Raw genomic sequence first — 21,939 nt, 5'->3', positions numbered from 1 at the left:
ACTTTTTTCATGATAAACATTCAAGAATACTTGCTCCAATTAATTGGATAATTTGTTTCCCTTTAAAATTTGTCGTTAATTGGTCTGTTAAAACAGCAACATAGATAATTTCATCCTCGTGCTCTATAATAGCACAATCATGCTCTACCTTATCTAACTCTCCAGTTTTATTCGCAATCCTTATACAACTATTCTCCTCAAAGTAATACGGTAGTTTATCAAGAAGTTGCTGATGGGATAAGATTTTTTTACAGCTCTGATTCTTATTGTTCTGAATTGCCTTTAAACAACGAATAATATCTAAAGGCGAAGTATAGTTTTCCAGTTTTCTTTCTCTTGCTTCTTGGTCCATCATTTTGCGCTGGAGAATCGTTGAGGACATCCTAAGCTGCTGACATCTTCTATTAACGCTGTCTATGCCAAGTCGTTCAATCAAATAATTGGCTGCCATATTATCTGAAACAATAATCATTAAAGTGAGTAGATCATGAACAGATAAACGGCTTTGTGGGGACATATATTGAACGATACCCGCCCCTCCTACTTTCTGGATATCTTTAACCCTTTCTAAATCATCCAACACTAAGGTTCCACTTGAGCTCTGCATAAAGCCTTCTAACAGAATTGGCAATTTAATCAGACTAGCACTTGGAAAGACATCCTTCGCGTTAAAGTAAAAACATTTTTCCTTCCACTCAATAGTTATCCCAAAGTGACCATGAGCCTTATACTCCTGTACAATTTCGTTTATTCGTTTGCTTAATATCTCCATATTCATCCTAATCGTTATTCCCTAATAAAGATGACATGCAACAAAATGGCCATCTTCTCGTTCTTGCCAAACTGGCTTATCATTAGTACAAATATCCATTGCATGCGGGCAACGCGTTCGAAAAACACAGCCGCTTGGCGGATCCACTGGACTTGGTAATTCCCCTTTTAATATAATTCGTTCTCTTTTGTCCTCTATATCTGGATCTGGAATCGGAATAGCAGAAAGGAGTGCCTGTGTATAAGGGTGTAGTGGATTGGAATATAACTCTTTACTATCTGTCAGTTCCACTAAATTCCCTAAATACATTACACCAATTCGATCACTAATTTGCTTTACCATTGATAAGTCATGGGCTATAAATAGATAGGTTAATTGTTTTTCTCGTTGTAATCTTTTTAGCAGATTTACTACTTGTGCTTGAACAGAAACATCTAATGCGGAAATTGGTTCGTCAGCAATAATAAATTCTGGCTCTAACGCTAACGCTCTTGCTATCCCAATTCTTTGCCTTTGGCCCCCACTAAATTCATGTGGAAATCGATTAGCATGTTCTCTATTTAGTCCTACACTTTCCAACAGTTCATCTATACGGGCATTTTTTTCTTCCTTTGTTTGATACACTCCATGGACTTCCAAAGGCTCTGCCAAAATCTCACGTACAGTAGAACGAGGGTTTAAAGAGGCGTAAGGGTCTTGAAAGATCATTTGCATCTTTCTGCGAAATGCAAATGTATCCTTTGTAGAAACACTTTCTAGGTTGGTATCATTGTATAAAATCTGCCCATTTGATGTTTTATATAATCCAATAATTGTTCTACCCAATGTAGATTTACCACAGCCTGATTCACCAACAATGCCAAACGTTTCCCCTCTCTTGATATGGAAGGATACATTTGATACAGCTTGTAATGTCATATTCTTTTCTAATTCAAAATGCTTCGATACATTATCCACTTTTAATAGAACCTGCTGTGTCATTCCTTCTCTCTCCTTATTCCCAATATCTTCTTGCTACACATAATTCTTTTTCATAGATTGTATTTTCTAAAGGAATAATTTCGATTGATTTTCCGGTGTTGGGGGAATGAAGTAACTTATTTTCTCCATAATAGATACCTACATGGTGAATCTTTCCTTTCCCTTCCTCATAAGCAAAAAATAATAAATCTCCTGGCTCTATTTCATCTAAAGGAACATTTCTCCCCGTCTCTGCCTGCTCACTCGCATCTCTTGGTATTAAGTAACCATTTGCTAAACACATGGTGTAACTAAAACCCGAACAGTCATAACCGTAGGAACTCATGCCACCCCATAAATAGTCAAGATGCAAAAATCGTTCTCCCTGCTTTACTATATCCTTCCCTGTGCCTTTACGGACGTCTTGTGAGGAGGAATAAATGGATACATCCGTTGCTTTTATCCACCCTTCCCCGGTAGGTGTCATCACTACTATCCATTCACCCTCTTGCCGTCTTACTGGCAACCGTGTTTGAAAACATAATGGCAGTATCACATCTTTATGGTCGTCACAGAGAGCTGTTATCGATGCTTCAACAACTGCAATTGGCCCATTTTCTAAGGAATACGTTTGCTTTTTTATCAATTGTTTTTTTGGTATCCATCCTGGATAACCAAGTTCATTTTTTTGTGACGCCTGATTGGGCAATGCAACAAATGCCCATTCCTCTTTTTCTTCCAAGATATATACCTCTTGCCCGTATAATACTTGTGATTGCACTAAGTTACCTGTATAAAGCCCCAGTCCCTTTTCATAATCAAGACTATCTAACCATGCTTTTATATCACAAGGATTATCAATTGCCAGACTATCTATTTCTCTTGCTGAATATTCATTTGTCCATAAGGTTGCAACGGGAACATCCACTATTTTCACATCGTATTTTTTCATCCCACATTCTCCTTTTTATGTAAAAGAATATGATTTATTCCTAATCCAGGTTGATCAGATAAAGTTATGTTTCTTCCGTTATATTGAACACCACCATCCACTATGTCTTCAGCCAGCATCAATGGTGCGTCAAAATCATAACGAGTTATATTCTTTTTACTTGCTGCAAAATGCGCTGCCGCAGTAATACCCAATTTAGTTTCAATCATACTTCCGACCATACATTCCATTCCAGAAACTTCAGCTAAATGGTTAATAATCTGTGCTCGATAGATTCCCCCTGATTTCATTAATTTAATATTAATTAAATCAGCGCTTCGTGTTTTTAACACCTCAAAAGCTTGCTTCGGAGTAAATACAGCTTCATCAGCCATGATTAATGTATTTACTGAATCTGTTACCTTCTTAAGCCCTTGTATATCCTCTGCTTTAACCGGCTGCTCAACTAATTCGATATTAAGTCCTAAATCTTCCATTTTTCGTATAGCTGTAATAGCTTCTTTTGGGTTCCAGCCTTGGTTAGCGTCTAGTCTTAATTTAATTTCATTGCCTACTCTTCTTCTGATTTCTATTATTCTATTAATATCTGTTTGCAGTTCATCTTTTCCAACTTTAATCTTTAAGACATTAAACCCTTGGTTAACATAGGAGACCGCGTCTTCTCCCATTTCTATCGGATCATTGACACTAACCGTATAATCCGTTTCCAATGTATTATTATATCCGCCCAATAATTGATAAAGCGGAAGTTTACAGTATTGGGAAAAGCAATCATAAAGTGCCATATCAATCGCTGCTTTTGCACTCACATTTCCTACTAAAATTTGCTGGATTCCTTGAAGCAGTAATTCGAGCTGTAAAATGCTTTTACTCAATAAAAAGGGTTTAAACACTTCATGTATAGATGCTTCAATACTTTTTAGGCTATCTCCTGTTATCACTAAAGTTGGCGGTGCTTCTCCCCAACCAACAATTCCGTTTTCGCATGTAATTTTTACATATACAGAGTCTGCAATGGTTACGGTTCGTAATGCTGTTTTAAAAGGCTTGATTAATGGAACTGCGACACGGAATGTCTCTATTCTGGTTATTTTCACTATGTATCATCCTTATTTTATAAAGTCTATTTTTATTGTGCTGTTCAATATTTCGATTAACTTGCTCCTATTCAAAAGTAATGGCTGTTTTTTCAATAGAAGAAATGGATTAGTTGGAAAAACAGAGAAGCCGAAATTCACGTAGAGTCTGAGACACCAGAGGCTCAGCGCAATTCCCACCGATGGTTAGTTGAACCAATCGAACCTTTACGGACAGTTGATCTCCCACCTATCTTCCTCCTATACTCATAAGCTTGAGGGGGAGTCTCACTGTCCGTTGAGAGGAGGGCACTGAAAAACTGGCCAGTTAATGATGATGGACGATAGCCACTTTTTAAACATAAGATGATCGATTTGTTTTCCGAGGCGTCCGCTCGCTTTCTATGGGGCGAGCGCCAAGCCTCCTCGCTTCTTAAGTTCCTGCGGGGTCTCGGACTTTCTCGCAGCTCCCATAGGAGTCGAGCGGACGCCTCTCCAAACCAACCTTATTTTCACTTTCCAATATGCTTGCTCTTCATTTCACACGAAAAAAAGACTTTTTCAGTGGTCTCCGTTGAGAGCGGGATAACCTCTTCTAATTTATTCCACCCCACTATCAATCATTAATACTTTCTCCTTCGTATTTATTTCTGCATTAACACCAAGCGGGATTGATATATGAGGAGAACAATGGCCTATTTGAAATCCCTTTATAGTCGGTTTCCCGGCTTGTTGAATGTAGTGGTTTATCACCTCTTCTAACGCAAGCGATTTGTCTCTTCTAGAATGACATTGATGAAAGTCGCCGATAACGATTCCTTTTGCATCGGTTAGCTTCCCTGCCTGCATTAATTGATTAAGCATACGATCCACAGATCGTGGTTCTTCATTTACATCTTCCATCAACAAGATTTTCGACTTTGTATCTATTTCAAAAGGTGTACCGATTGAACTTGTGATAAGGGAAAGATTTCCTCCTGTAATCTTTCCAGAAGCTTTTCCTTCTACTAAAACCTCAAGTGTTGAGTATTCTTCTGTATAAATCATTTCTTGCGGTTCAAATAATTGTTGGAACAGATTTCTCGACAAAGGATGACAGTCGTCTTTGCCAATATCCGATGAAAGCATTGGGCCATGGAAAGTAACTAATCCAGTGTTATTAAAGATAGCTGTATGCAGAAAAGTTATATCACTATAACCCCAAAATATTTTTGGATTTTGGGCAATGGTCGAATAGTTAATCTGACTTGCCAGTCTTGCTGTTCCATATCCTCCACATGCACAAATAATACCTTTTACTTCTTTATCTAGAAAAGCATTCTCTAAATCTGTTAATCTAGCTTCATCTTCCCCAGCTAAATAACCATATTGATCATAAACATGGTCTCCCACTTTTACCTTTAGCCCTAATTCTTCTTCCAAATAGCTTATACCTTTTTGTAAAGAGTCTAGCGATGGCGGACTAGCTGGGGCAATAACGGTAACGGTATCTCCTTTTTTTAAACGTTCTGGCTTTATCACTCTTTTAATCCCTTTCCCTTTTAGTTTTCTGAAAGCGATAATCTAATGATTTAAGGAAAGAAGGGATGCTATTCGTTCATCCCTTCTTCACTCTACTTATTTTTTATCTGCCCATTTTAATTCAAGGTAGCCAACTGGGTGACGAACAATCCCCGTTACACTATCATTTTGCAAATACACATAATTATAGAAATGGATGGGGAAAATTGGTGCCTCATCCAGTAATAGCTTTTCTGCTTTATACATTAATTCAAACCGTTTTGCTTCATCAGATTCATTCTTGGCATCTTTAATTAATTGATCATATTCAGCATTTGACCAACCCGTTCTATTCATTGCTAAACCTGTCTGAAAGTTTTCAAGGAAGTTAATTGGATCGCCGTAATCTGCAAGGAAAGAGCTTCTGGATAATTGCAGCTTCAATGCTGTTTGTTCCTGTGTAAAAACACTTGATTCCATATTGGCAAGCTTTACATCTACTCCAAGATTATCCTTAAACATTGCTTGTAGAGCTTCTGCTATAGCCTTATGTGTATCATTAGTACTATAAGTGAGCGTCACTTCTGGCAATGTTGTATATCCTTCTTCCTTCATTCCTTGTTCTAGTAGTTTCTTTGCTTCTTCCACATTTGTTTTTACTAACTCTCCACTCGTTTCACGAAAATCATTCCCTTTATTGTCCAAGTATCCATAAGAAACAAAACCATACGCAGGCTTCTCCTGATTTTTTGTTACATAATCGACAATTTGCTGCTGATCAACAGCTAAAGCAAAAGCTTTACGAATATTTTTATTTGTGAAGGGCTCTTTTGTCACATTAAATCGATAAAAGTATGTTCCTGCCTGGTCTTCTACTTTTACTTTTCCTTCACTAAATAACTGCTCGCTTAATTCTGCTGGAACATCCGAAGTATCTAATTCTCCATTTTGGAACATTTGATATTCTGTATTGGAATCGTCTACCATTGCCCAATGTATTTTATTTAATTTAACCGTATCAGCATCCCAATACGTTTCATTTTTCTCCATCTCAAAATAGCTGTCATGCTCCCATTTTGTTAATTGAAATGGACCATTTCCTACAAATGAATCTGCCTCTGAAAACCATTCCGGATTTTCCGTTGCTACCTTTTCATTAATCGGGAAAAATGCAGGATTAGTAATAACATTTAGGAAATAAGCCTGTGGGCTTGTTAATGTAACTTCAAATGTCTTTTCATCAACTACTTTAACTTTTACATCATCTGCCGAACCTTCTCCGTTTGCGTATGCTTCTCCCCCTTCAATGAAATATCCGAGGAAAGCAGCTGGCGATTTCGTTTCTGGATTTAATAATCGCTTCCATGCAAAAGCAAAATCTCCGGCAGTAACTGGATCTCCATTAGACCAATTTGCATTGTCTCTTAAATGGAATGTATATACTTTTCCGTCCTCTGATACATCCCAGTTTTCTGCAATGGCTGCTTGCGGCTCATGATTATTATCCAATCGGGTTAAACCTTCCATTAAATTGTTTAAGGCAGTCCAAGAAACACTATCAAAACCAATCGGAGGATCAAAAGAACTAGGCTCTTGTCCATTGTTTAAATATAATATCTTTTCTTCCTTCTCCCCGTTTGTCTCTTCCTTCCCTGCATCACTATTTGCTGTACATGCAGCAAGAGTAAAGATTGCTATCATTGTCAAAAAACTTATCCATATCTTTTTCATCGTGTTCCCCCCACATCGTTTTCATCTAGCAATCTATAAAATGGCTTTTCTTTTAAAGCCAAAAAATAGCAAAATAAAACTTCCTACAGTTCCTTTTTACATCATTAGATCGTGTGCATTACTCGCTTTGCTCGCTCATCCTGAAGCCAACAATTAACTAGATGATCTGCATTTAAATTACTTTCTAACGGATACACCCTCTTGCAGACTTCCATTGCATAGGGACATCTAGCGGCAAAGGAACATCCCTCTGGTGGTGAAAATAAATCTGGTGGTGTTCCATCTATTGGGACTAGCTCTCCTTCTTGGTCCAATCTGGGTACAGAATTTAATAGTCCCTTTGTATACGGATGCTGGGGAGAGTAGAAAATATCTCTTCTATTCCCCATCTCAACTATTTTTCCCGCATACATAACAGCGACACGATCTGCTACTTGTGCAACTACTCCTAAATCATGTGTAATTAAAATAATGGAGACATCTCTCTGTTGTTGAATTTCTCGGAATAAGTCCAGAATCTGTGCTTGGATTGTTACATCGAGAGCAGTTGTAGGTTCATCTGCAATCAAAATCTCCGGCTCACAAATCAATGCCATCGCTATCACAATTCTCTGTCTCATCCCCCCACTAAATTGGTGAGGATATTGTTTCAACCTCATTTCTGGATTAGGGATTCCAACTAATTGAAGCATCTCGATAGCCTTGCTCCTTGCTTCGACTTTTGAAATTTGCTTATGCTGCTTAATCCCTTCCATAATCTGATCGCCAATAGTTAACGTAGGATTTAAAGCTGTCATTGGATCTTGAAAAATCATCGAGATATCTGCTCCACGAATTTTTCTCATGTCTTCATCTTTTAGCCTTGTCAGATCCATCCCTTTATATAAAATAGATCCATCTTTGATTCTTCCTGGTGGACTTGGAATCAATTGCATAATCGTTTGAGATGTAACACTTTTGCCACAGCCAGATTCTCCGACAATAGCTAATGTTTCCCCCTTTTTTAATGAAAAATTCACTCCTCTGACTGCTTGTACCTCTCCTCCATAAGAGGAGAAAGATACTTGTAGATTAGTAACTTCTAGTATGTTCGTCATTATTTTCCACCCCTTAGCTTTGGATCCAGCGCATCCTGTAGTCCATCACCCAATACATTGAAAGCAAACATCGTAAGCGAGATAAATAAGGTCGGGAAAAACAATCTCCACCAATGCCCAGTTAAAATGGCAGATAATCCTTCATCCGCCATTACCCCCCAGCTTGTTAAAGGTGCTTGGATGCCTAATCCTAAAAAACTTAAGAATGCTTCAGCAAATATCGCTGATGGAACTGTTAAAGTCATCTGAACGATAATTGGACCCATTGTATTGGGAAGGAGGTTTTTTCTAATTATTCTGTAACTTTTAGCTCCAAAGGTTTTCGATGCTAAGATAAATTCATAGTTTTTTATTTGAAGAACTTGTCCTCTTACTATACGTGCCATTCCAACCCATCCTGTAATGGATAGGGCGATAATAATAGACGCTAACCCTGGTCCCATCACAACAGACATTAAAATAACAATTAATAAATAAGGGAGCCCATATAGTACTTCTACTATTCTCATCATAATATGATCTACTTTTCCGCCCTTATATCCCGATAGTCCACCATAGGCTACCCCTATCAGAAAATCAATAACAGCTGCAGTAACCCCAACAAATAATGATATTCTTGCTCCATACCAAGTTCTCGCAAACACGTCTCTGCCTAAACTATCTGTCCCAAACCAATATTCTGAAGAAGGTGGCTGATTTTGATTAATTAGTTTTTGCTCTGAAATCGAATGGGGAGAAATAATCGGTCCAATAATAGACATAATGATTAATAAAGTTAAGAAGAATAATGCTACCATCGCTAATTTATTCTTCCATAAATTCCTCCACGCTTCCTGCCAATAGGATAGGCTTGGGCGAACAACAGCTTCAGCTTCCCCTTGCTTTTTCTGTATTGGCACAAACCATTCATCAAGAGCAATCTCTTCCTTCTTTTCATAAAAAGTTTCCTGACGCAAGCCCATCGCTATCCCTCCTTCTTCTGAAGTTTTATTCTAGGATCCAATATGCCATATGCTAAATCAACGAGGAATAGCATGATAATTAAAATAGTACTGTAAAAAATAGTTGTCCCCATAATAACTGGATAATCACGGTTATTAATACTATCTACAAAGTATTTTCCCATACCTGGAATAGCAAATATTTTTTCGATGACGAATGTTCCTGTTAAAATGCTAGCTGCCAAAGCACCTAATAATGTTACAACTGGCAAAAGAGCATTGCGTAATGCATGTTTTACGATTATTTTGAATGGAGAAAGCCCCTTCGCCTTTGCCGTTTTTATATAATCCTGTGTTAATACCTCTAACATACTCGTTCTTGTTAAACGGGCAATGATAGCAGTAGGACTAGTTGCAAGTGCTATAGTCGGTAAAATCATATGCTTCCAGCTTGACCATGTTGCTGTAGGTAGTATTTTCCAATGAACAGCAAACTGCTGAATAAGCATTGTTGCTAAAACAAAGTTAGGAATGGAAATACCAATTACTGCTATTGTCATCGCTAAATAGTCGATGACTCCATTGTGTTTAAGGGAAGCGACAACTCCAAGGGTAATTCCTGAGATTACGGCGACAATTAATGCAACCATGCCAAGCTCAAAGGAAACAGGAAACCCTCTGCCAATCATCTCATTAACTGTTTGAGAAGACTTTTTTATCGAAATACCAAAATCAAAGGTAGCTATTTGTTTTAAATACATTCCATATTGCACAATTAACGGCTTATCTAAATGGTATTGCTCCTCTAAGTTCTTCTGAATTGCCTCATTTGTCGTTCTTTCATCATTAAATGGAGAGCCTGGTGTAAAATGCATTAAAAAGAATGTAATCGTAATAATGACCCATAACGTCACAAGCATCGAGAAAAAGCGCTTTACATAATAAGATTTCATTGCTCTTCACCGCCTAACAAAATGTTGTTCTCATCGCAAGTTCAGTCATAACTAGCATAGCTTGATAGGCCTCTAAAATGCTTTTTGCTTGAAACCGAACAATCGTGGTACCTTGCTCTATCTCCGTTCCTGGCATCAAATGAGCCCATTCTGCTTGTCCATAGTTTGCAAACTCTATTCGGAGCAAAGGGCTTGCTGGTGGCACCAAGGGCTTTACTAGATTTTTCCTTTCTAATGCTTCTTTTGTCTTTTCTTTCAATATTTCTCCGGCCTGAACAGGTGTCAAACTCAAAGCTGCCGATCTTGATATACTATTTTTCACAACTGCTGTTGTTACATTCGGAATAAGTTTCTCTGCTTCTTTTGCAGCTTGATCATCTCCTGCTACAAGAAGAATAGGAACGCCATAATATCCCGCGACATATGCATTAAACCCTAATTCGCCAACTACCACATCATCTATGTACATATTACGAACCCCAAAAATCATGCTATGTGTCATAACACCAGGAACAGAAGCTCGTGCATGATAACCAACAAAAATTGCCCCATCATATGTAGCATCAAGGCCCTGTACCATCGAATACGGTTTTACATCCCCTGTTATTAGCTTTGTTTTCGGATGAAATCTCTCTACTAACAAATTATTCATTTTACTATGACTATCATTCACGACTACTTCTTCTACACCATAGTCAAACAAACTTGTTACGACGTAGTTTGCTTCATCTGTCATAAGGATGCGACTTCTTTCATAATTTAACTTATTGGAATCAACCTGTGTGTGATCAATTAACCCTGTTATCCCTTCCATATCAACTGACATATAAATTTTCTCCATTAAAAAACCCCCCACATTTTTCTTAATAGCCATCTTTATTCGTGCAAAATAAAAAAATCCAGCCAATAGAGAACAAAGTCTCTATCAACTGGATTTCCTCTGCGTATAACAGAAAAAGCAGTTTATACTAATTCTTTTACTATTTGTTTATATTTAATATGGGCATTCTTAAAAGCAACCATCACTGCCTTTTGAGAAGATCCAAAATAACGATTTTCTACTTCCTTTAAAACTGTGTCTGTATCTAACATCGACTTCCCAACAACAATAGATCGAATAAAGGAAGAGGTGATATTAATAGTTGAAGAACATTCCGCATCAACAATCGTATGAGAAACTCTATCTACAACTAATGCGATAAAGAAACCATTGTATTGCTGCATAATTGCATTATTAGAGGAAGTTTTGCTTTCTCCAATAATATATATAGTGTTAGCATGATACATGTGATACTCCCCCTACAAACATCTGGATATTGCATGAGATATTTATGAGATAATCATAAACATAAAGCAATGCATATGTCTTAAGAAAAGCGCGGTTGCTTAAATACGAGAAAAAACGATTAACTGACTTTTCTCCATATCACTTTGCGCTGGAGTTAGAATATTTTTCTAACTATATAAGATAAGTTTAGATTATATAAAAAATTGTAATACACCGCTCTTTTTTGCGCAATACATTTTTGCGTATTTTCTAAATATTTTAACAAATAACGTAAGAAAAGATGACATACGTATCTATTTACCTCTAACAATCTCATACTGTAAGAAGGAGACAAGCGCTATGGCCTTCTATTATCAGTATTTTCCCGCGGTTATTTTAGAAGATAATTTGGTATATTCTCCATCTACTGCCACACAAACCGTATTTCGCCCCTCTCTTTTGGAAGCATATAGTGCTTCATCCGCCTCATTGATCAATGGGGTAAGAGCTAAACCGTTTTCCTTTACTACAACGCCAAAGCTGGCAGTAATGTTAATCACTATTTCATTATAAGGTAAAGGTGATTCTTCTATTACTCTTCTTAAACTTTCAGAAATAGAAACGGCTTCATCTGCTTCGTTTTCGAATAAAAAGATAATAAATTCCTCACCACCATATCTACCAAAGACTCCATTCTCTGGAACCACACTTTTACAGAGAGCGGCCACATGCTTTAGCGCTTCGTCTCCACCAAAATGTCCATATGTATCATTTATTTTCTTAAAATGATCAATATCAAACAAAATAACAGCCATTTTATTATGAGAGGCAAGCATCTTTTCAGCAACAGATAGCACATAAGCCCGATTATAAATTTGCGTTAGCACATCCGTGTAGGCGATTTTTGTTAAGTTCATTTGTTCTTTTTTTTGTTCCGTAATATTAGTGAAAATTATCGTAGTACCAACAATGGTCGACTCTCCTTTTTTTATCGGCGAGACCTTTACTTGATAATAATCTAGTGCTGATTTATTACTCATTTCTACTTCTGTTATGATAGAATTCGCATCGATATTTTTCAATAATGGAAGAATCTGATTATCCAATCCTAATACAGCTGCTATATGCTCCCCTATTCTCACATCTGAAAATAAAGTAAAGGCTGCTTTATTAAAATCTTTTAGATGATAAGTTTGATCTAATACAAGAACAGCATCTCCCATACTTTCAAATATATAATCCTTTTCTATTGGCGGAACCAATAAAAACTTTGTCGATATGATGGCATATAAATATAAAGAACTCGTAAATAGCATTGCTATCGGTACCGGATCCAAACCGCTTGGAGTAAGTCCAACTAGATAAGCTAATGAGGTACTAATCGGGAGAAGAATCCCCGTTAACAAAATAATGACTTGCTTTGTCTGTCTTGTTTTTTCTTTAAACCAATAGATGGAAAGTAATACAAAAGCTATAGCAAGTGTCCCAAATGTATAGGCACCATGTATTAAATACCATTGTCCCACTGTTATTTGCATAATAGGAGTCGTGTTACGATATTCTAAATAGGTTGATTGATAAAATAAATGATGAAATTCATTTGTTGCAATAAGTAAAAAAGAGATCATTGGGATTAAATAATAGAGAAAGTATGTTTTTTTATTTATATGCTTGTCATATCCAATATATTGTAAAACAAGGATCAATGTAGCAGGTGCTGAAAATGGCATACCTAAATATTGAAGTGCTGTCCAAAACTTCATTTCCTCTATCGTTGTACTAGCAAGACTTAATGCATACCCAAATGCATAAATCGCTACAAAACACGAAAGCCATAATAGCGTTCTCATTCCTTCAAAAGCCTGCCTATTCATATAGGCAATAATCGCTAATATTATATGCAATGCACCGGACATCGTTATTAAAACAATATATACCATTACTGTATGATCCATTAAATTTACTCCTGTACCGTGATCATCTGTCTCATTTTCATTTTAGTTGGTTCCTCATTTCTTAATGTTCTTTCATTTATTATAAATCTTGTGAAAAATTGTTACTAGTTAAGTTGTAAAAAATTCTCCATTTTATTAAAAACTATACAAAACCATCATCTAGATATTTTACATGGTTGATCGAAAAAAGCAGAGCCCTATTATTCGGCCCTGCTTTTTTGACTATTCCATTGAATGTAAAACTTTCTCGGCTGTTTCTTCCCCATTTGCTATACATGCCGCAATTCCTACTCCATAGTAAGAACAACCAGCTAAATACACATTAGGATATAAGTCAGCTAAGTTTCGGGTAAGTGCTTCTACAGCTTGCTTATGTTCTAAAGAGTAAACTGGCATCGCGTTCTCCCATTTTGTCACTTCATAGCTTTTTGGATTCGAAGTAATTCCTAAACTTTTCTCAATATCCTTCTTTGCCTCTTTTATCAGTTCTTCTTCCGAAAGACTATTTAATTTCTCATAGGCTGGATTCGTTTTTTTATAAAATAAACGTAATAATAGTTGATTATGTTTAGATGTATGCTGCCACTTTCTACTTGTCCACGTACATGCATTACAAACAATATCACTATCTCCTGCTACAATAAAGCCTGTTCCATCTTTAGGTAGTTCTTCATCGGGAATATCATAGGATAAATACAAAGTAACATTTGATGAATTCTTTAATTTACTAAACGAAGGAGTTAATTCTTCCATGTTTAGAATGCTATTGGAAACATTATGAGGTGTGGATAATACAACAGTGTCTACTATTTGTTGCACTCCATTTGATAACTGAATTTTATAGTGATTTTCTTCTTTTTCCATATTCGTAACAGCAATCCCCTTTAGAATCGTTATATCTGTTAATACTTCTTCTAGGCGATCGATAATGGTAGATAAACCTTTTTTAAAAGAGATAAATTTCTTATTAGCAGCAGATTGAAATGCTTCTTTATTCTTTCCTAGACCGCGAATAACACTCCCATACTGCTCTTTATAATCCAGTAAATAAGGCAATGTCGATCCCATTGTTAACGAATAAATATTCCCGGAATATACACCTGCAAGAACAGGCGCAATTTGTTTTTCTACAATTTCTCTACCAAGATAGTACGCTAAAAACTCGCCGATTGATGATTCTTTCGTAAAGTGTGTATTTGTGCGAAATAAGTCCTTTAAAGCTTCTATTTTCCCCCGAGTTGAAATCAGCTCACTAGTAAAAAGAGCTTCTAACGTCATTGGGATCCCAAATATAGAATCCTTCGGTATTTCTAATAATTTATTTTGTGTATGAATATAAGATATTCCTGTTGCATTATAAACAAGTTCCTTTTCTAAATTTAATTCTTTTACAAAGGGAAGAACATTTTTATTCCGAGCAACAATAGAATCTGCTCCTGTTTCCATAATCAAATCATCTTTCATAACCGTATGAATTTTTCCACCTAGATAGTCATTTGCCTCTACTAATACTAAACGAAGCCCTAAATTTCTTTCCCTATTTTCCTTCTGCAAATAATACATGGTAGATAAACCAGTTATTCCCCCACCTACAACTAAAACTGTTTTCACATTCTTCCACCTCATCTACTAAAGATCCCATCTATATATAACCTTTTTTCCTCGATCAATTGCTGTTTTTATTATAAAGCATGAATAACCATTTTCTTTCAAGTGACCAACGTTTTTTTTGTGTCTATTTGTTCACAATTTAATGATAAATTAGCGGCTTTTGATAGCAAAATCCATTGTATAATAGGATTAGACACAAAATGAAAGCGCTTTTGAATAGCGTTTCATTTTTATCAACGCAACAATTATATCGTATTCCGAATGAATGACAAAAAATTTGATTGGTGGTGTCTATTTATTATGGCTAACAGCCGACTATCTGTTGCTATTCATATCCTATCTTTAATTGCCTCGAAACCATATGAACAAATAACCTCTGATTCTATTGCAGAAAGCGTTAACACAAACCCTGTAGTGATAAGAAGAATGTGTGGACTTTTGAAAAAAGGCGGAATCCTAACGAGCAGGGCAGGCATTTCTGGGGCAACCTTATTAAAATCTCCTGCAGATATTACTCTTTTAAATATTTACTTAGCCGTTCAATCAAAAAGCGAATGGTTTGCTATACATGATCATCCAAATCACCATTGTCCTATAGGCAGTAAAATCCACCCTACATTAAATAATGCATTTTCTACTATCCAACAATCAATGGAAAGGGAATTAGCACAAATTACCTTACAAGATATAATGGATGAAATGGACATCTATAGTAAAATTTGAACTACCCCCACTTATCGACCTTGTGGTCTGATTGAAGGGGGAGATTCCTGGGAACATTCATAGCTTGAGCTGGCCGTTAATTACAGACGAACAACAAAGAAACTAGCAGCTATTTTTTCCTCACATGCTAGTTTCTTTGTTTATATGGATGATTTCTTGGAAAATACTCTCCCAATCTTTTTCCTTTGCAAGTTGCTTTCTTCTTTCCTTCCACTCTTGATTATCAGCGCTGTTTGCCATCTTTTCGCAGGCTTGAATAAATGGATCAGCTTCCACCTCCCCCTGCAAAAGTTCGTAAACTCCCTCTTCTGCATATTCTCTTGTGGAAGGCAAGTTCATTCCTATCACTGGTTTGCCAGCAGCAAGAAATTCAAAAAGTTTTAATGGAAATATAGCTTTATTGTATGAAGTATCCTTATATGGCATGATTCCAATATCAAGCATTTGCATATAATCAGCAACTTGATTCCTTGGTACACTGCCAGTCCAACGAATATTTGGTGCTTTCAACAGTTCCATAAACGCTTGGCTGCTATTCGTCCCATCTGGTCCCACTAATAAAATGCTCCATTCCTTCTTTTTTTGTGCGATCTCCTGTATAAGAGCAAAATCAAGCTTAGGCTTAATTCCACCAATATATCCAATCGTTAAGCCCTCCTTCTCCATAAGAGGTTCACTATTCTCCTGCTTTTGAAAAAGCCTATATTCCACGCCATTTTCATACGTATAAATCTTATTTCGATATGCCGGCGTTCTGCTTATTAATTCCTCTTTTAAAAAGCTAGAAGTACAAATAATAAAACTTGCTTTCCCGACAATTTTTTGTTCACTTTGATCAATTACTTTTTGCTTAAAATAGGAAAGGATAGAAAATTTTCCACTTAGCTGTTCTGCCCATAAATCACTGCAATCATAGACGATTTGATCCCAAGCAAATATCTTATGTAAAGACGGAAAAGCAGGGTAGGTATACCATAGTTTCACAGAACAGCTCCCTTTCTTTTCTGCTAAATAATTACTTAAACCTCGGAGCTTTTTTTGGTAGAAAAGGGGAATAAATCGAGCGAATCGCTGTGCTTTATGATTGCCCAAGTCACTGATTACCCATTGATAAATACCATTTTCTAACTTTGTTACTTCTGGAGTCTGTTTTTTCCCTGGGCAAATCCAGATTACTTCTTCTGTTTCCTGCTGCTTTTGCAAAAACTCAGCAAAACGATGTCTACGATAGGTTAAATTGTCTAAATCCCAAACACCAGTCGCAACAATAACATGGATTGTTCTCATCTTGTAAGCTCCTCTACCTTTTCTACAGTCTTTTCCGAATAGCATTATAGGCATAATGAGAAAAATACCAGGATGACTGCAAGAAATTCAACTGTTCTATATGACGATACACATGCCAATTGTTTTTCGCAGCCTTCCACTTATTTTTGGAAATAGATTCATTCCCTACCCTATATTCTGCTAATATTTCATCTAAGCCAAACGCACGGAATCCACGCTTTAAAATCATTAGCCATGTTGCCAAGTCTTGACGAGTACGGATATTAGGCATTTGAAAATCCCCAACTTGATCTCGATCAATTAAAACCGTTAAACAGCCAACAATCGTATTTTTTAACATCGTTTGATAATCAACTTCCTTTGGAACACGAATGTACTTTTTTAATCGTGATCCCGTTTGGTCAATGCACTCATAAGCAGTAAAGGTGAAGGCATAGTTATTTGCCTTCATATATGCTAGTTGAACTTCAAGTTTTTCCTTCTTCCATCTGTCGTCACTGTCTAAAAAAGCGATGTATTTTCCACAGGCATGTTCAAGTGCTATGTTCCGAGCAATAGCAGCTCCTCCATTAACCGTTCGATAAAAAACACGAATTCGCTTATCAACCTTCTCCCACTCTTTTAATAATTCAACGGTGCCGTCGGTTGAATGGTCATCAACAATTAATAGCTCCCAATTTGTGTATGTTTGCGCTCTGACAGACTCGATGCTAAAAGATATATACTCTTTACAATTGTATGAAGGCATAATAATAGATATAGATGGAGCCATTCTACACTCACCTCTTTAATCAGATTCGGATTTCAAAAACAGTGGATAAAGTATCCATAAACAACTGAGCATGATTCCAATCATAATCCCCATTAGTGCCCGATCTTGTTGAGACACTACTCGACCGTCTCCTTTTTCTGCGGTGACATCCTTTACTAACACGGCAGGCTGCTGATTCAATTGTTTCGTTTTTAATTCATATAAAAATCGTTGCTGCTCCACAACTAATTCTGCTGGAACAGGGTTTCCTTGGAGCTGATTAATGCTGTCTGAAATAATTTCATCTTTTTCTTGGTAGTGATATTGATCCATTTCTAAAAAGGCCGTTACTAATTCAGATAAGGAAGCCACTGCTTCCTGTTCACTTGATGCAGTCAAAACAAGGTTTAACTTTTTTGGTGGCTCAGCAGAAATAAGAAGTTGCTCCAAGTCTATGTCCACATCTGGCAAATAGCTATAAAAGGTCGTTTCATTCCTTAATAAAGATGCGATTACCTCACTATTGTTTATGTATTCATTTTCATAATTTCCAAGTAAAATAGTTGCTTCTGCTTTTACAGTTGGACTTTCTTTACCAGCAGGAGCAAACCATCCTATTACACCTAACAGGATACTCAGTAACAATAAAGGGATAAAATATTTTTTCGATCTTGCTGCTATAACTGATAAAACAGACTTCACAAACAAACTCTCCCTTTCTCCTATGAAAGTTAAAATTCTAGCTTTCTATTTTTATAAACAGACAGTGTAGATAAAATAAACCCTAGAAAAACCCAATGAAAATATAAATTCATCACTGAACTTGGACTAATACTAGAAATAAGGAAAGACACCATTCCGACCATACATGCTTCTAACAGCATTTTATCTGTCCGACTGCTTACTTTTTCGTATATTCGATAGAAGGCGAACCATGCATAAATCAGCATAATGACGTAGCCAAGTAAAGTCACTAAACCAAAGTTGCCGGCAATTTCTGCAAACCAATTATGCACTTGATAGACATTTCCTGTTGAAAAATAGCTTTTATGCTCTAAATAATAAGGGATATTGCCCGCTCCTATCCCAAATCCATAAGAGTCTAGTAAATAAGAGAATGTGTTTCTTAACAGATTGATTCTCGCTAAATTCGATGGTAGTACTTCATTAAGCTCATATTGTTCGGCTGACTCAATAAGATTCTGCACCTTAACTATTCCTCTATTAGCAACGAAGAGACCTCCTAGTAATACTAATCCGCAAATAACTTGTAAGGTTAACCTCTTCCATCTCTTTGGAATCAACAGGAACAGATAAACCAGTCCTCCTCCTACTAACGCAAGTAGTGCAGCGCGTGACTCTGTTAAATAAATAAGAAGAATAACCAGCATACTAAAAATAAGCATGCATCCTTTAAGCATGGTTCTCTTAGCATTTTTGCCAACGGCCACAAAGAAGAAAAAAGAGATTCCGAGATATACAGCAAAATCATTTTGATTAAAAAAAACAGCTGTCGGATAAGACAATTTATAGCTTGAAGCCCCATACAGCCCAGAACTAGGCAACTGAATAGAAAAGCAATAATTCACAAACCCTATCCCTACTAACAAAACAGTCATTCCAAGCCAGCCAGCTAAGAAATATTGTAACTTTCGCCTTGTTTTAAATGTCCTATTTGCTAAATAGACGAACGCTATTCCCATAACCAATAAGGACATATATTTAAGTGAAGCCATAATGGAGACAGACCAAAGAACAGAAATGACTCCATAAAGAATCCATCCACCAAAAAACAGCCAAATAAATGGTATCCTACTGTTATAAAAGTCCTCTATCACTCTTTTTCTGTACAAAGCAGTACTTATATACAACACAATTGCCAATATTAACAATATTCTGTACAAAAAAATCGAAAAGGGACCTATATTAATACTAATGATTGACTGGTTAAGAAAAGTAGAAAGCAGCAAGGCATACATGGCATTTTTAAATAATTGATCAAGTGTAATGATTGATTTCAAATAAATACCTATTTGAATGACAACCCATATACACACGATAGGAAGTATCCAAGTTAATTTATATATCGTTGTCAAATATAAAATGGTAAGACAAGTGATAAATATAACAGCGAATCCTATTGTTTTGCTTACTGTACGATTATTTCCCAACTTCTACAATCCTTCCTCCCGATCTTATGATTACTTTTGTAAAACTTTTTTAGATGAGAAAAGGGTTTGTCTTAATCCATTTTCTAAATCTATTTTAGGCTTCCAATCCAATTGCGACATTGTCTGTTCATTACAAAGAATACTATGCAGAATATCTCCTTCTCTTTCAGCCTTATATATTGGCTCAAGTGACACATTTCCAATAGTGCCCATCTTTTCCCAAAGTTGATTGATCGAAATTTTGTCGTTAGATGAAATATTGACACAAAGATTTCCTTGTTGCTTTAATGCTTGAACATTTGCACTCGCTACATCCTTTACATAAATGAAATCCCTTGTTTGTTCACCAGATCCATAGATGATAGGTGTTTTATTTTCCAAAATCTGATCAGCAAAAATAGAGATAACTCCTCCTTCGCCTTTCCCATCCTGTCTTGGTCCATAGACATTGCTATACCTTAAAATTCCATAGGACAACCCATAAAACTTATAGGCCAGTTTTAGATATTTTTCAACTGTCAATTTTGTTAAACCATATGGTGATTCCGGTAAAGTTGGATGATCGATTTTAACAGGAAGCTGCTCTGGATTGCCATATACAGCGGCAGAGGAAGCAAATAGTATTTTCTCCACAGAGGCACAAATAGCTGCTTTGATCACATGCAAAGATCCTTTTACATTTACATTTTCATCATGCAATATATTCTGAACCGAATCTGCCACACTCACTTGTGCTGCTTGGTGAATAATAAACGAAGGTTTTAAGTCAGAAATAACATCGATTACTTTTGGATCCGTTATATCAAATGGGCAAATTTTGATAGGTAAATCTTTAATATTTTCAAATTTCCCTGATGAAAAATTATCTATTACGACTACTTCATATCCCTCTGCTAACAGACCCTCTACAATATGTGATCCGATAAAACCTGCTCCACCTGTAACTAGAACCTTGCTCATTTCGCTTCCTCCCAAGAGTGATTTATTTCATAAGTAGAATCGATAAATATACTGGCTACTTCCTGATACTTCTCTACCAGTTTTTTTGCATTATCAACTGCAGAGTAATTCTCCTGAACACGCTGATATAATTGTTCCGTTATTTCTTCATAGAAAGGTAGGTCAGCTGCTAGTTCTTTTACCTTTGTCACAATTTGCTGTACGGATCGAGGCTCCATTAATAGATGGTTATATTCACCAAATAAATCAGGTATCCCACCTACATTTGTACTAATAATTGGTATTTTTAAAGCCATAGCCTCGATAACTACAGTAGGCAGTCCTTCCGAATAGGATGGTAAAATAAAAATATCGCTTGCCAATAAATAGTCTCGCACCTTTTCATTAGAAATTTGCCCGACTAAGAATAATCGTTCCTTATACATTTTGTGTTTTTTTAATTTTTCTTTTTCAGGTCCATCTCCTACATAAACAGCTACATATTCTTCTGGAAGATAGGGCAACGCTTCTGCTAATTCAAAAATTCCTTTTTCTTTGACAAGACGTCCAACATAGAGAATGATTTTTTTATTGTTAGGTAACGCTAGCTCCTCTTTATGCTTTGCTTTCAAAATCTTTGCTTGCGCTAGATTAAATTTTGATAGGTCAATTCCTATTGGTAATGGAGTACAAATTCTCCCCGTTTTCAACTCCGCTGCCTCAGCAAGGTGTTCGCCTACAGCCATGACATTATCTGCGGATTTGACTGTTTTTTGAAAAATTCGCTCTGCACTCCAGCTAAAGGACGGATAAATATGAACATCACTCCCATGTAATGTGAGTAGCCACGGCTTCTTATATTTGGAAGCAACAATTCTTGCAGCTCCTCCTGATGGCATCGCAAAATGCGCATGGATTAAATCGCAGTCTATATTTTCTTTCTTCAAGGTTTCAAGGATGCTCCCTGCGATTCGTTTATCTGGCTGAAACCAGCGTAATTGACCAGGAGTTGCTCTGTACACTGGTCTATAAACTTTTACTCCATCCCTTTCCTCCATAAAAGGAATTCTTTTTTTTCGATATTTTCTCTTCCATAATCTAAAAATGGAAGCATTTAATGGGATGGGATTAATGACTGTTACCTCTACTCCTAAAGAAGATAGTGCTCTTACCTGTGTTTCATGAAACACCCCATTTCCAGGATTATCTGCACTAGGGTACACACTGGTTATCCACAATACTTTCATGATACA

20 protein-coding genes are annotated in these 21,939 nt (G+C 36.5%); 1 reads left to right on the top strand and 19 read right to left on the bottom strand.

Translation table 11 applies throughout. The features are described 5' to 3' along the window. Positions 1–7: 7 nt before the first annotated feature. The 13 genes from NKG37_RS08225 to NKG37_RS08165 all read right to left on the bottom strand — a co-directional run bounded on the left by NKG37_RS08225 (position 8) and on the right by NKG37_RS08165 (position 14,815). Positions 8–778, bottom strand: a complete 771-nt coding sequence (locus tag NKG37_RS08225; protein WP_224427881.1) for a serine hydrolase — start codon at positions 776–778, stop codon at positions 8–10. 15 nt (positions 779–793) lie between these two features. Beyond that, positions 794–1,753 carry an ABC transporter ATP-binding protein gene (locus tag NKG37_RS08220; protein WP_016201310.1) on the bottom strand — a complete coding sequence of 320 codons (960 nt, stop codon included), beginning with the start codon at positions 1,751–1,753 and terminating at the stop codon, positions 794–796. A 13-nt stretch (positions 1,754–1,766) separates the two neighbouring features. Then, positions 1,767–2,684 (bottom strand): C40 family peptidase, encoded by a 918-nt coding sequence (locus NKG37_RS08215; protein ID WP_169187718.1) that lies wholly within the window; start codon positions 2,682–2,684, stop codon positions 1,767–1,769. Continuing rightward, entirely contained in the window at positions 2,681–3,781 is a 1,101-nt protein-coding gene (locus tag NKG37_RS08210; protein WP_254416061.1) for a dipeptide epimerase, read from the bottom strand. Before NKG37_RS08210 ends, NKG37_RS08215 begins: the two co-directional genes overlap by 4 nt. A gap of 579 nt (positions 3,782–4,360) precedes the next feature. Then, complete coding sequence (locus NKG37_RS08205) at positions 4,361–5,281, bottom strand: S66 peptidase family protein (protein WP_254416060.1); 921 nt, start codon at positions 5,279–5,281, stop codon at positions 4,361–4,363. Between the two features lie 96 nt (positions 5,282–5,377). After that, on the bottom strand, positions 5,378–6,991 hold the full coding sequence (locus tag NKG37_RS08200; protein WP_224427884.1) for a peptide ABC transporter substrate-binding protein: 1,614 nt from the start codon (positions 6,989–6,991) through the stop codon (positions 5,378–5,380). Between the two features lie 104 nt (positions 6,992–7,095). Further along, the gene (locus NKG37_RS08195) at positions 7,096–8,088 is read right to left on the bottom strand and encodes an ABC transporter ATP-binding protein (protein WP_101729062.1); all 993 of its coding nucleotides are present in this window, start codon (positions 8,086–8,088) and stop codon (positions 7,096–7,098) included. After that, entirely contained in the window at positions 8,088–9,050 is a 963-nt protein-coding gene (locus tag NKG37_RS08190; RefSeq protein ID WP_169187713.1) for an ABC transporter permease, read from the bottom strand. The genes NKG37_RS08195 and NKG37_RS08190 overlap by 1 nt, the downstream gene beginning before the upstream one ends. 2 nt (positions 9,051–9,052) lie before the next feature. Further along, on the bottom strand, positions 9,053–9,982 hold the full coding sequence (locus tag NKG37_RS08185; protein ID WP_016201316.1) for an ABC transporter permease: 930 nt from the start codon (positions 9,980–9,982) through the stop codon (positions 9,053–9,055). Between the two features lie 13 nt (positions 9,983–9,995). Beyond that, positions 9,996–10,823, bottom strand: a complete 828-nt coding sequence (locus tag NKG37_RS08180; RefSeq protein WP_016201317.1) for a M55 family metallopeptidase — start codon at positions 10,821–10,823, stop codon at positions 9,996–9,998. 122 nt (positions 10,824–10,945) lie between these two features. Continuing rightward, complete coding sequence (locus tag NKG37_RS08175) at positions 10,946–11,269, bottom strand: DUF3870 domain-containing protein (RefSeq protein WP_016201318.1); 324 nt, start codon at positions 11,267–11,269, stop codon at positions 10,946–10,948. Positions 11,270–11,623: 354 nt separating this feature from the next. Beyond that, entirely contained in the window at positions 11,624–13,204 is a 1,581-nt protein-coding gene (locus NKG37_RS08170; RefSeq protein ID WP_224428370.1) for a histidine kinase N-terminal 7TM domain-containing diguanylate cyclase, read from the bottom strand. 222 nt (positions 13,205–13,426) lie between these two features. After that, positions 13,427–14,815 (bottom strand): protoporphyrinogen oxidase, encoded by a 1,389-nt coding sequence (locus NKG37_RS08165; protein WP_224428369.1) that lies wholly within the window; start codon positions 14,813–14,815, stop codon positions 13,427–13,429. Between the two features lie 300 nt (positions 14,816–15,115). Here NKG37_RS08165 and NKG37_RS08160 point away from each other — a divergent pair, with 300 nt between their 5' ends. Beyond that, positions 15,116–15,538, top strand: coding sequence for an Rrf2 family transcriptional regulator (locus NKG37_RS08160; RefSeq protein WP_016201322.1), 423 nt, complete (start codon positions 15,116–15,118; stop codon positions 15,536–15,538). A gap of 120 nt (positions 15,539–15,658) precedes the next feature. Here the strand turns inward: NKG37_RS08160 and NKG37_RS08155 are convergent, their stop codons facing one another. From NKG37_RS08155 to NKG37_RS08130, 6 genes are read right to left on the bottom strand one after another with little or no spacing between them, the layout of a single operon-like run. Further along, on the bottom strand, positions 15,659–16,825 hold the full coding sequence (locus NKG37_RS08155) for a teichuronic acid biosynthesis protein TuaH (RefSeq protein ID WP_254416059.1): 1,167 nt from the start codon (positions 16,823–16,825) through the stop codon (positions 15,659–15,661). A gap of 22 nt (positions 16,826–16,847) precedes the next feature. Further along, positions 16,848–17,597 (bottom strand): teichuronic acid biosynthesis protein TuaG, encoded by a 750-nt coding sequence (locus NKG37_RS08150; protein WP_254416058.1) that lies wholly within the window; start codon positions 17,595–17,597, stop codon positions 16,848–16,850. 15 nt (positions 17,598–17,612) lie between these two features. After that, positions 17,613–18,278: a hypothetical protein gene (locus NKG37_RS08145; protein WP_169187707.1), complete on the bottom strand. Its 666-nt coding sequence runs from the start codon at positions 18,276–18,278 to the stop codon at positions 17,613–17,615. Between the two features lie 29 nt (positions 18,279–18,307). After that, positions 18,308–19,747 carry an O-antigen ligase family protein gene (locus NKG37_RS08140; protein WP_254416057.1) on the bottom strand — a complete coding sequence of 480 codons (1,440 nt, stop codon included), beginning with the start codon at positions 19,745–19,747 and terminating at the stop codon, positions 18,308–18,310. A 30-nt stretch (positions 19,748–19,777) separates the two neighbouring features. Continuing rightward, a complete protein-coding gene (locus NKG37_RS08135) occupies positions 19,778–20,707 on the bottom strand; it encodes an NAD-dependent epimerase/dehydratase family protein (protein ID WP_016201328.1) in 930 nt (309 codons plus the stop codon). Next, positions 20,704–21,933: a teichuronic acid biosynthesis protein TuaC gene (locus NKG37_RS08130; protein WP_169187704.1), complete on the bottom strand. Its 1,230-nt coding sequence runs from the start codon at positions 21,931–21,933 to the stop codon at positions 20,704–20,706. Before NKG37_RS08130 ends, NKG37_RS08135 begins: the two co-directional genes overlap by 4 nt. Positions 21,934–21,939: the final 6 nt, after the last annotated feature.

Origin of the sequence: Niallia sp. RD1 (assembly GCF_024219955.1) — a bacterium.
Classification (GTDB): Bacteria; Bacillota; Bacilli; order Bacillales; family Cytobacillaceae; genus Niallia; species Niallia alba.
This window is presented reverse-complemented; position numbering and strand designations above follow the sequence as displayed.

Bases quoted from the DNA above. Each gene is read 5' to 3' on its own strand.
- NKG37_RS08135 (WP_016201328.1), bottom strand. From the start codon at position 20,707: ATGAGCAAGGTTCTAGTTACAGGTGGAGCAGGTTTTATCGGATCACAT.
- NKG37_RS08155 (WP_254416059.1), bottom strand. From the start codon at position 16,825: ATGAGAACAATCCATGTTATTGTTGCGACTGGTGTTTGGGATTTAGAC.
- NKG37_RS08160 (WP_016201322.1), top strand. From the start codon at position 15,116: ATGGCTAACAGCCGACTATCTGTTGCTATTCATATCCTATCTTTAATT.
- NKG37_RS08170 (WP_224428370.1), bottom strand. From the start codon at position 13,204: ATGGATCATACAGTAATGGTATATATTGTTTTAATAACGATGTCCGGT.
- NKG37_RS08175 (WP_016201318.1), bottom strand. From the start codon at position 11,269: ATGTATCATGCTAACACTATATATATTATTGGAGAAAGCAAAACTTCC.
- NKG37_RS08150 (WP_254416058.1), bottom strand. From the start codon at position 17,597: ATGGCTCCATCTATATCTATTATTATGCCTTCATACAATTGTAAAGAG.
- NKG37_RS08225 (WP_224427881.1), bottom strand. From the start codon at position 778: ATGAATATGGAGATATTAAGCAAACGAATAAACGAAATTGTACAGGAG.
- NKG37_RS08195 (WP_101729062.1), bottom strand. From the start codon at position 8,088: ATGACGAACATACTAGAAGTTACTAATCTACAAGTATCTTTCTCCTCT.
- NKG37_RS08215 (WP_169187718.1), bottom strand. From the start codon at position 2,684: ATGAAAAAATACGATGTGAAAATAGTGGATGTTCCCGTTGCAACCTTA.
- NKG37_RS08130 (WP_169187704.1), bottom strand. From the start codon at position 21,933: ATGAAAGTATTGTGGATAACCAGTGTGTACCCTAGTGCAGATAATCCT.
- NKG37_RS08180 (WP_016201317.1), bottom strand. From the start codon at position 10,823: ATGGAGAAAATTTATATGTCAGTTGATATGGAAGGGATAACAGGGTTA.
- NKG37_RS08190 (WP_169187713.1), bottom strand. From the start codon at position 9,050: ATGGGCTTGCGTCAGGAAACTTTTTATGAAAAGAAGGAAGAGATTGCT.
- NKG37_RS08185 (WP_016201316.1), bottom strand. From the start codon at position 9,982: ATGAAATCTTATTATGTAAAGCGCTTTTTCTCGATGCTTGTGACGTTA.
- NKG37_RS08200 (WP_224427884.1), bottom strand. From the start codon at position 6,991: ATGAAAAAGATATGGATAAGTTTTTTGACAATGATAGCAATCTTTACT.
- NKG37_RS08220 (WP_016201310.1), bottom strand. From the start codon at position 1,753: ATGACACAGCAGGTTCTATTAAAAGTGGATAATGTATCGAAGCATTTT.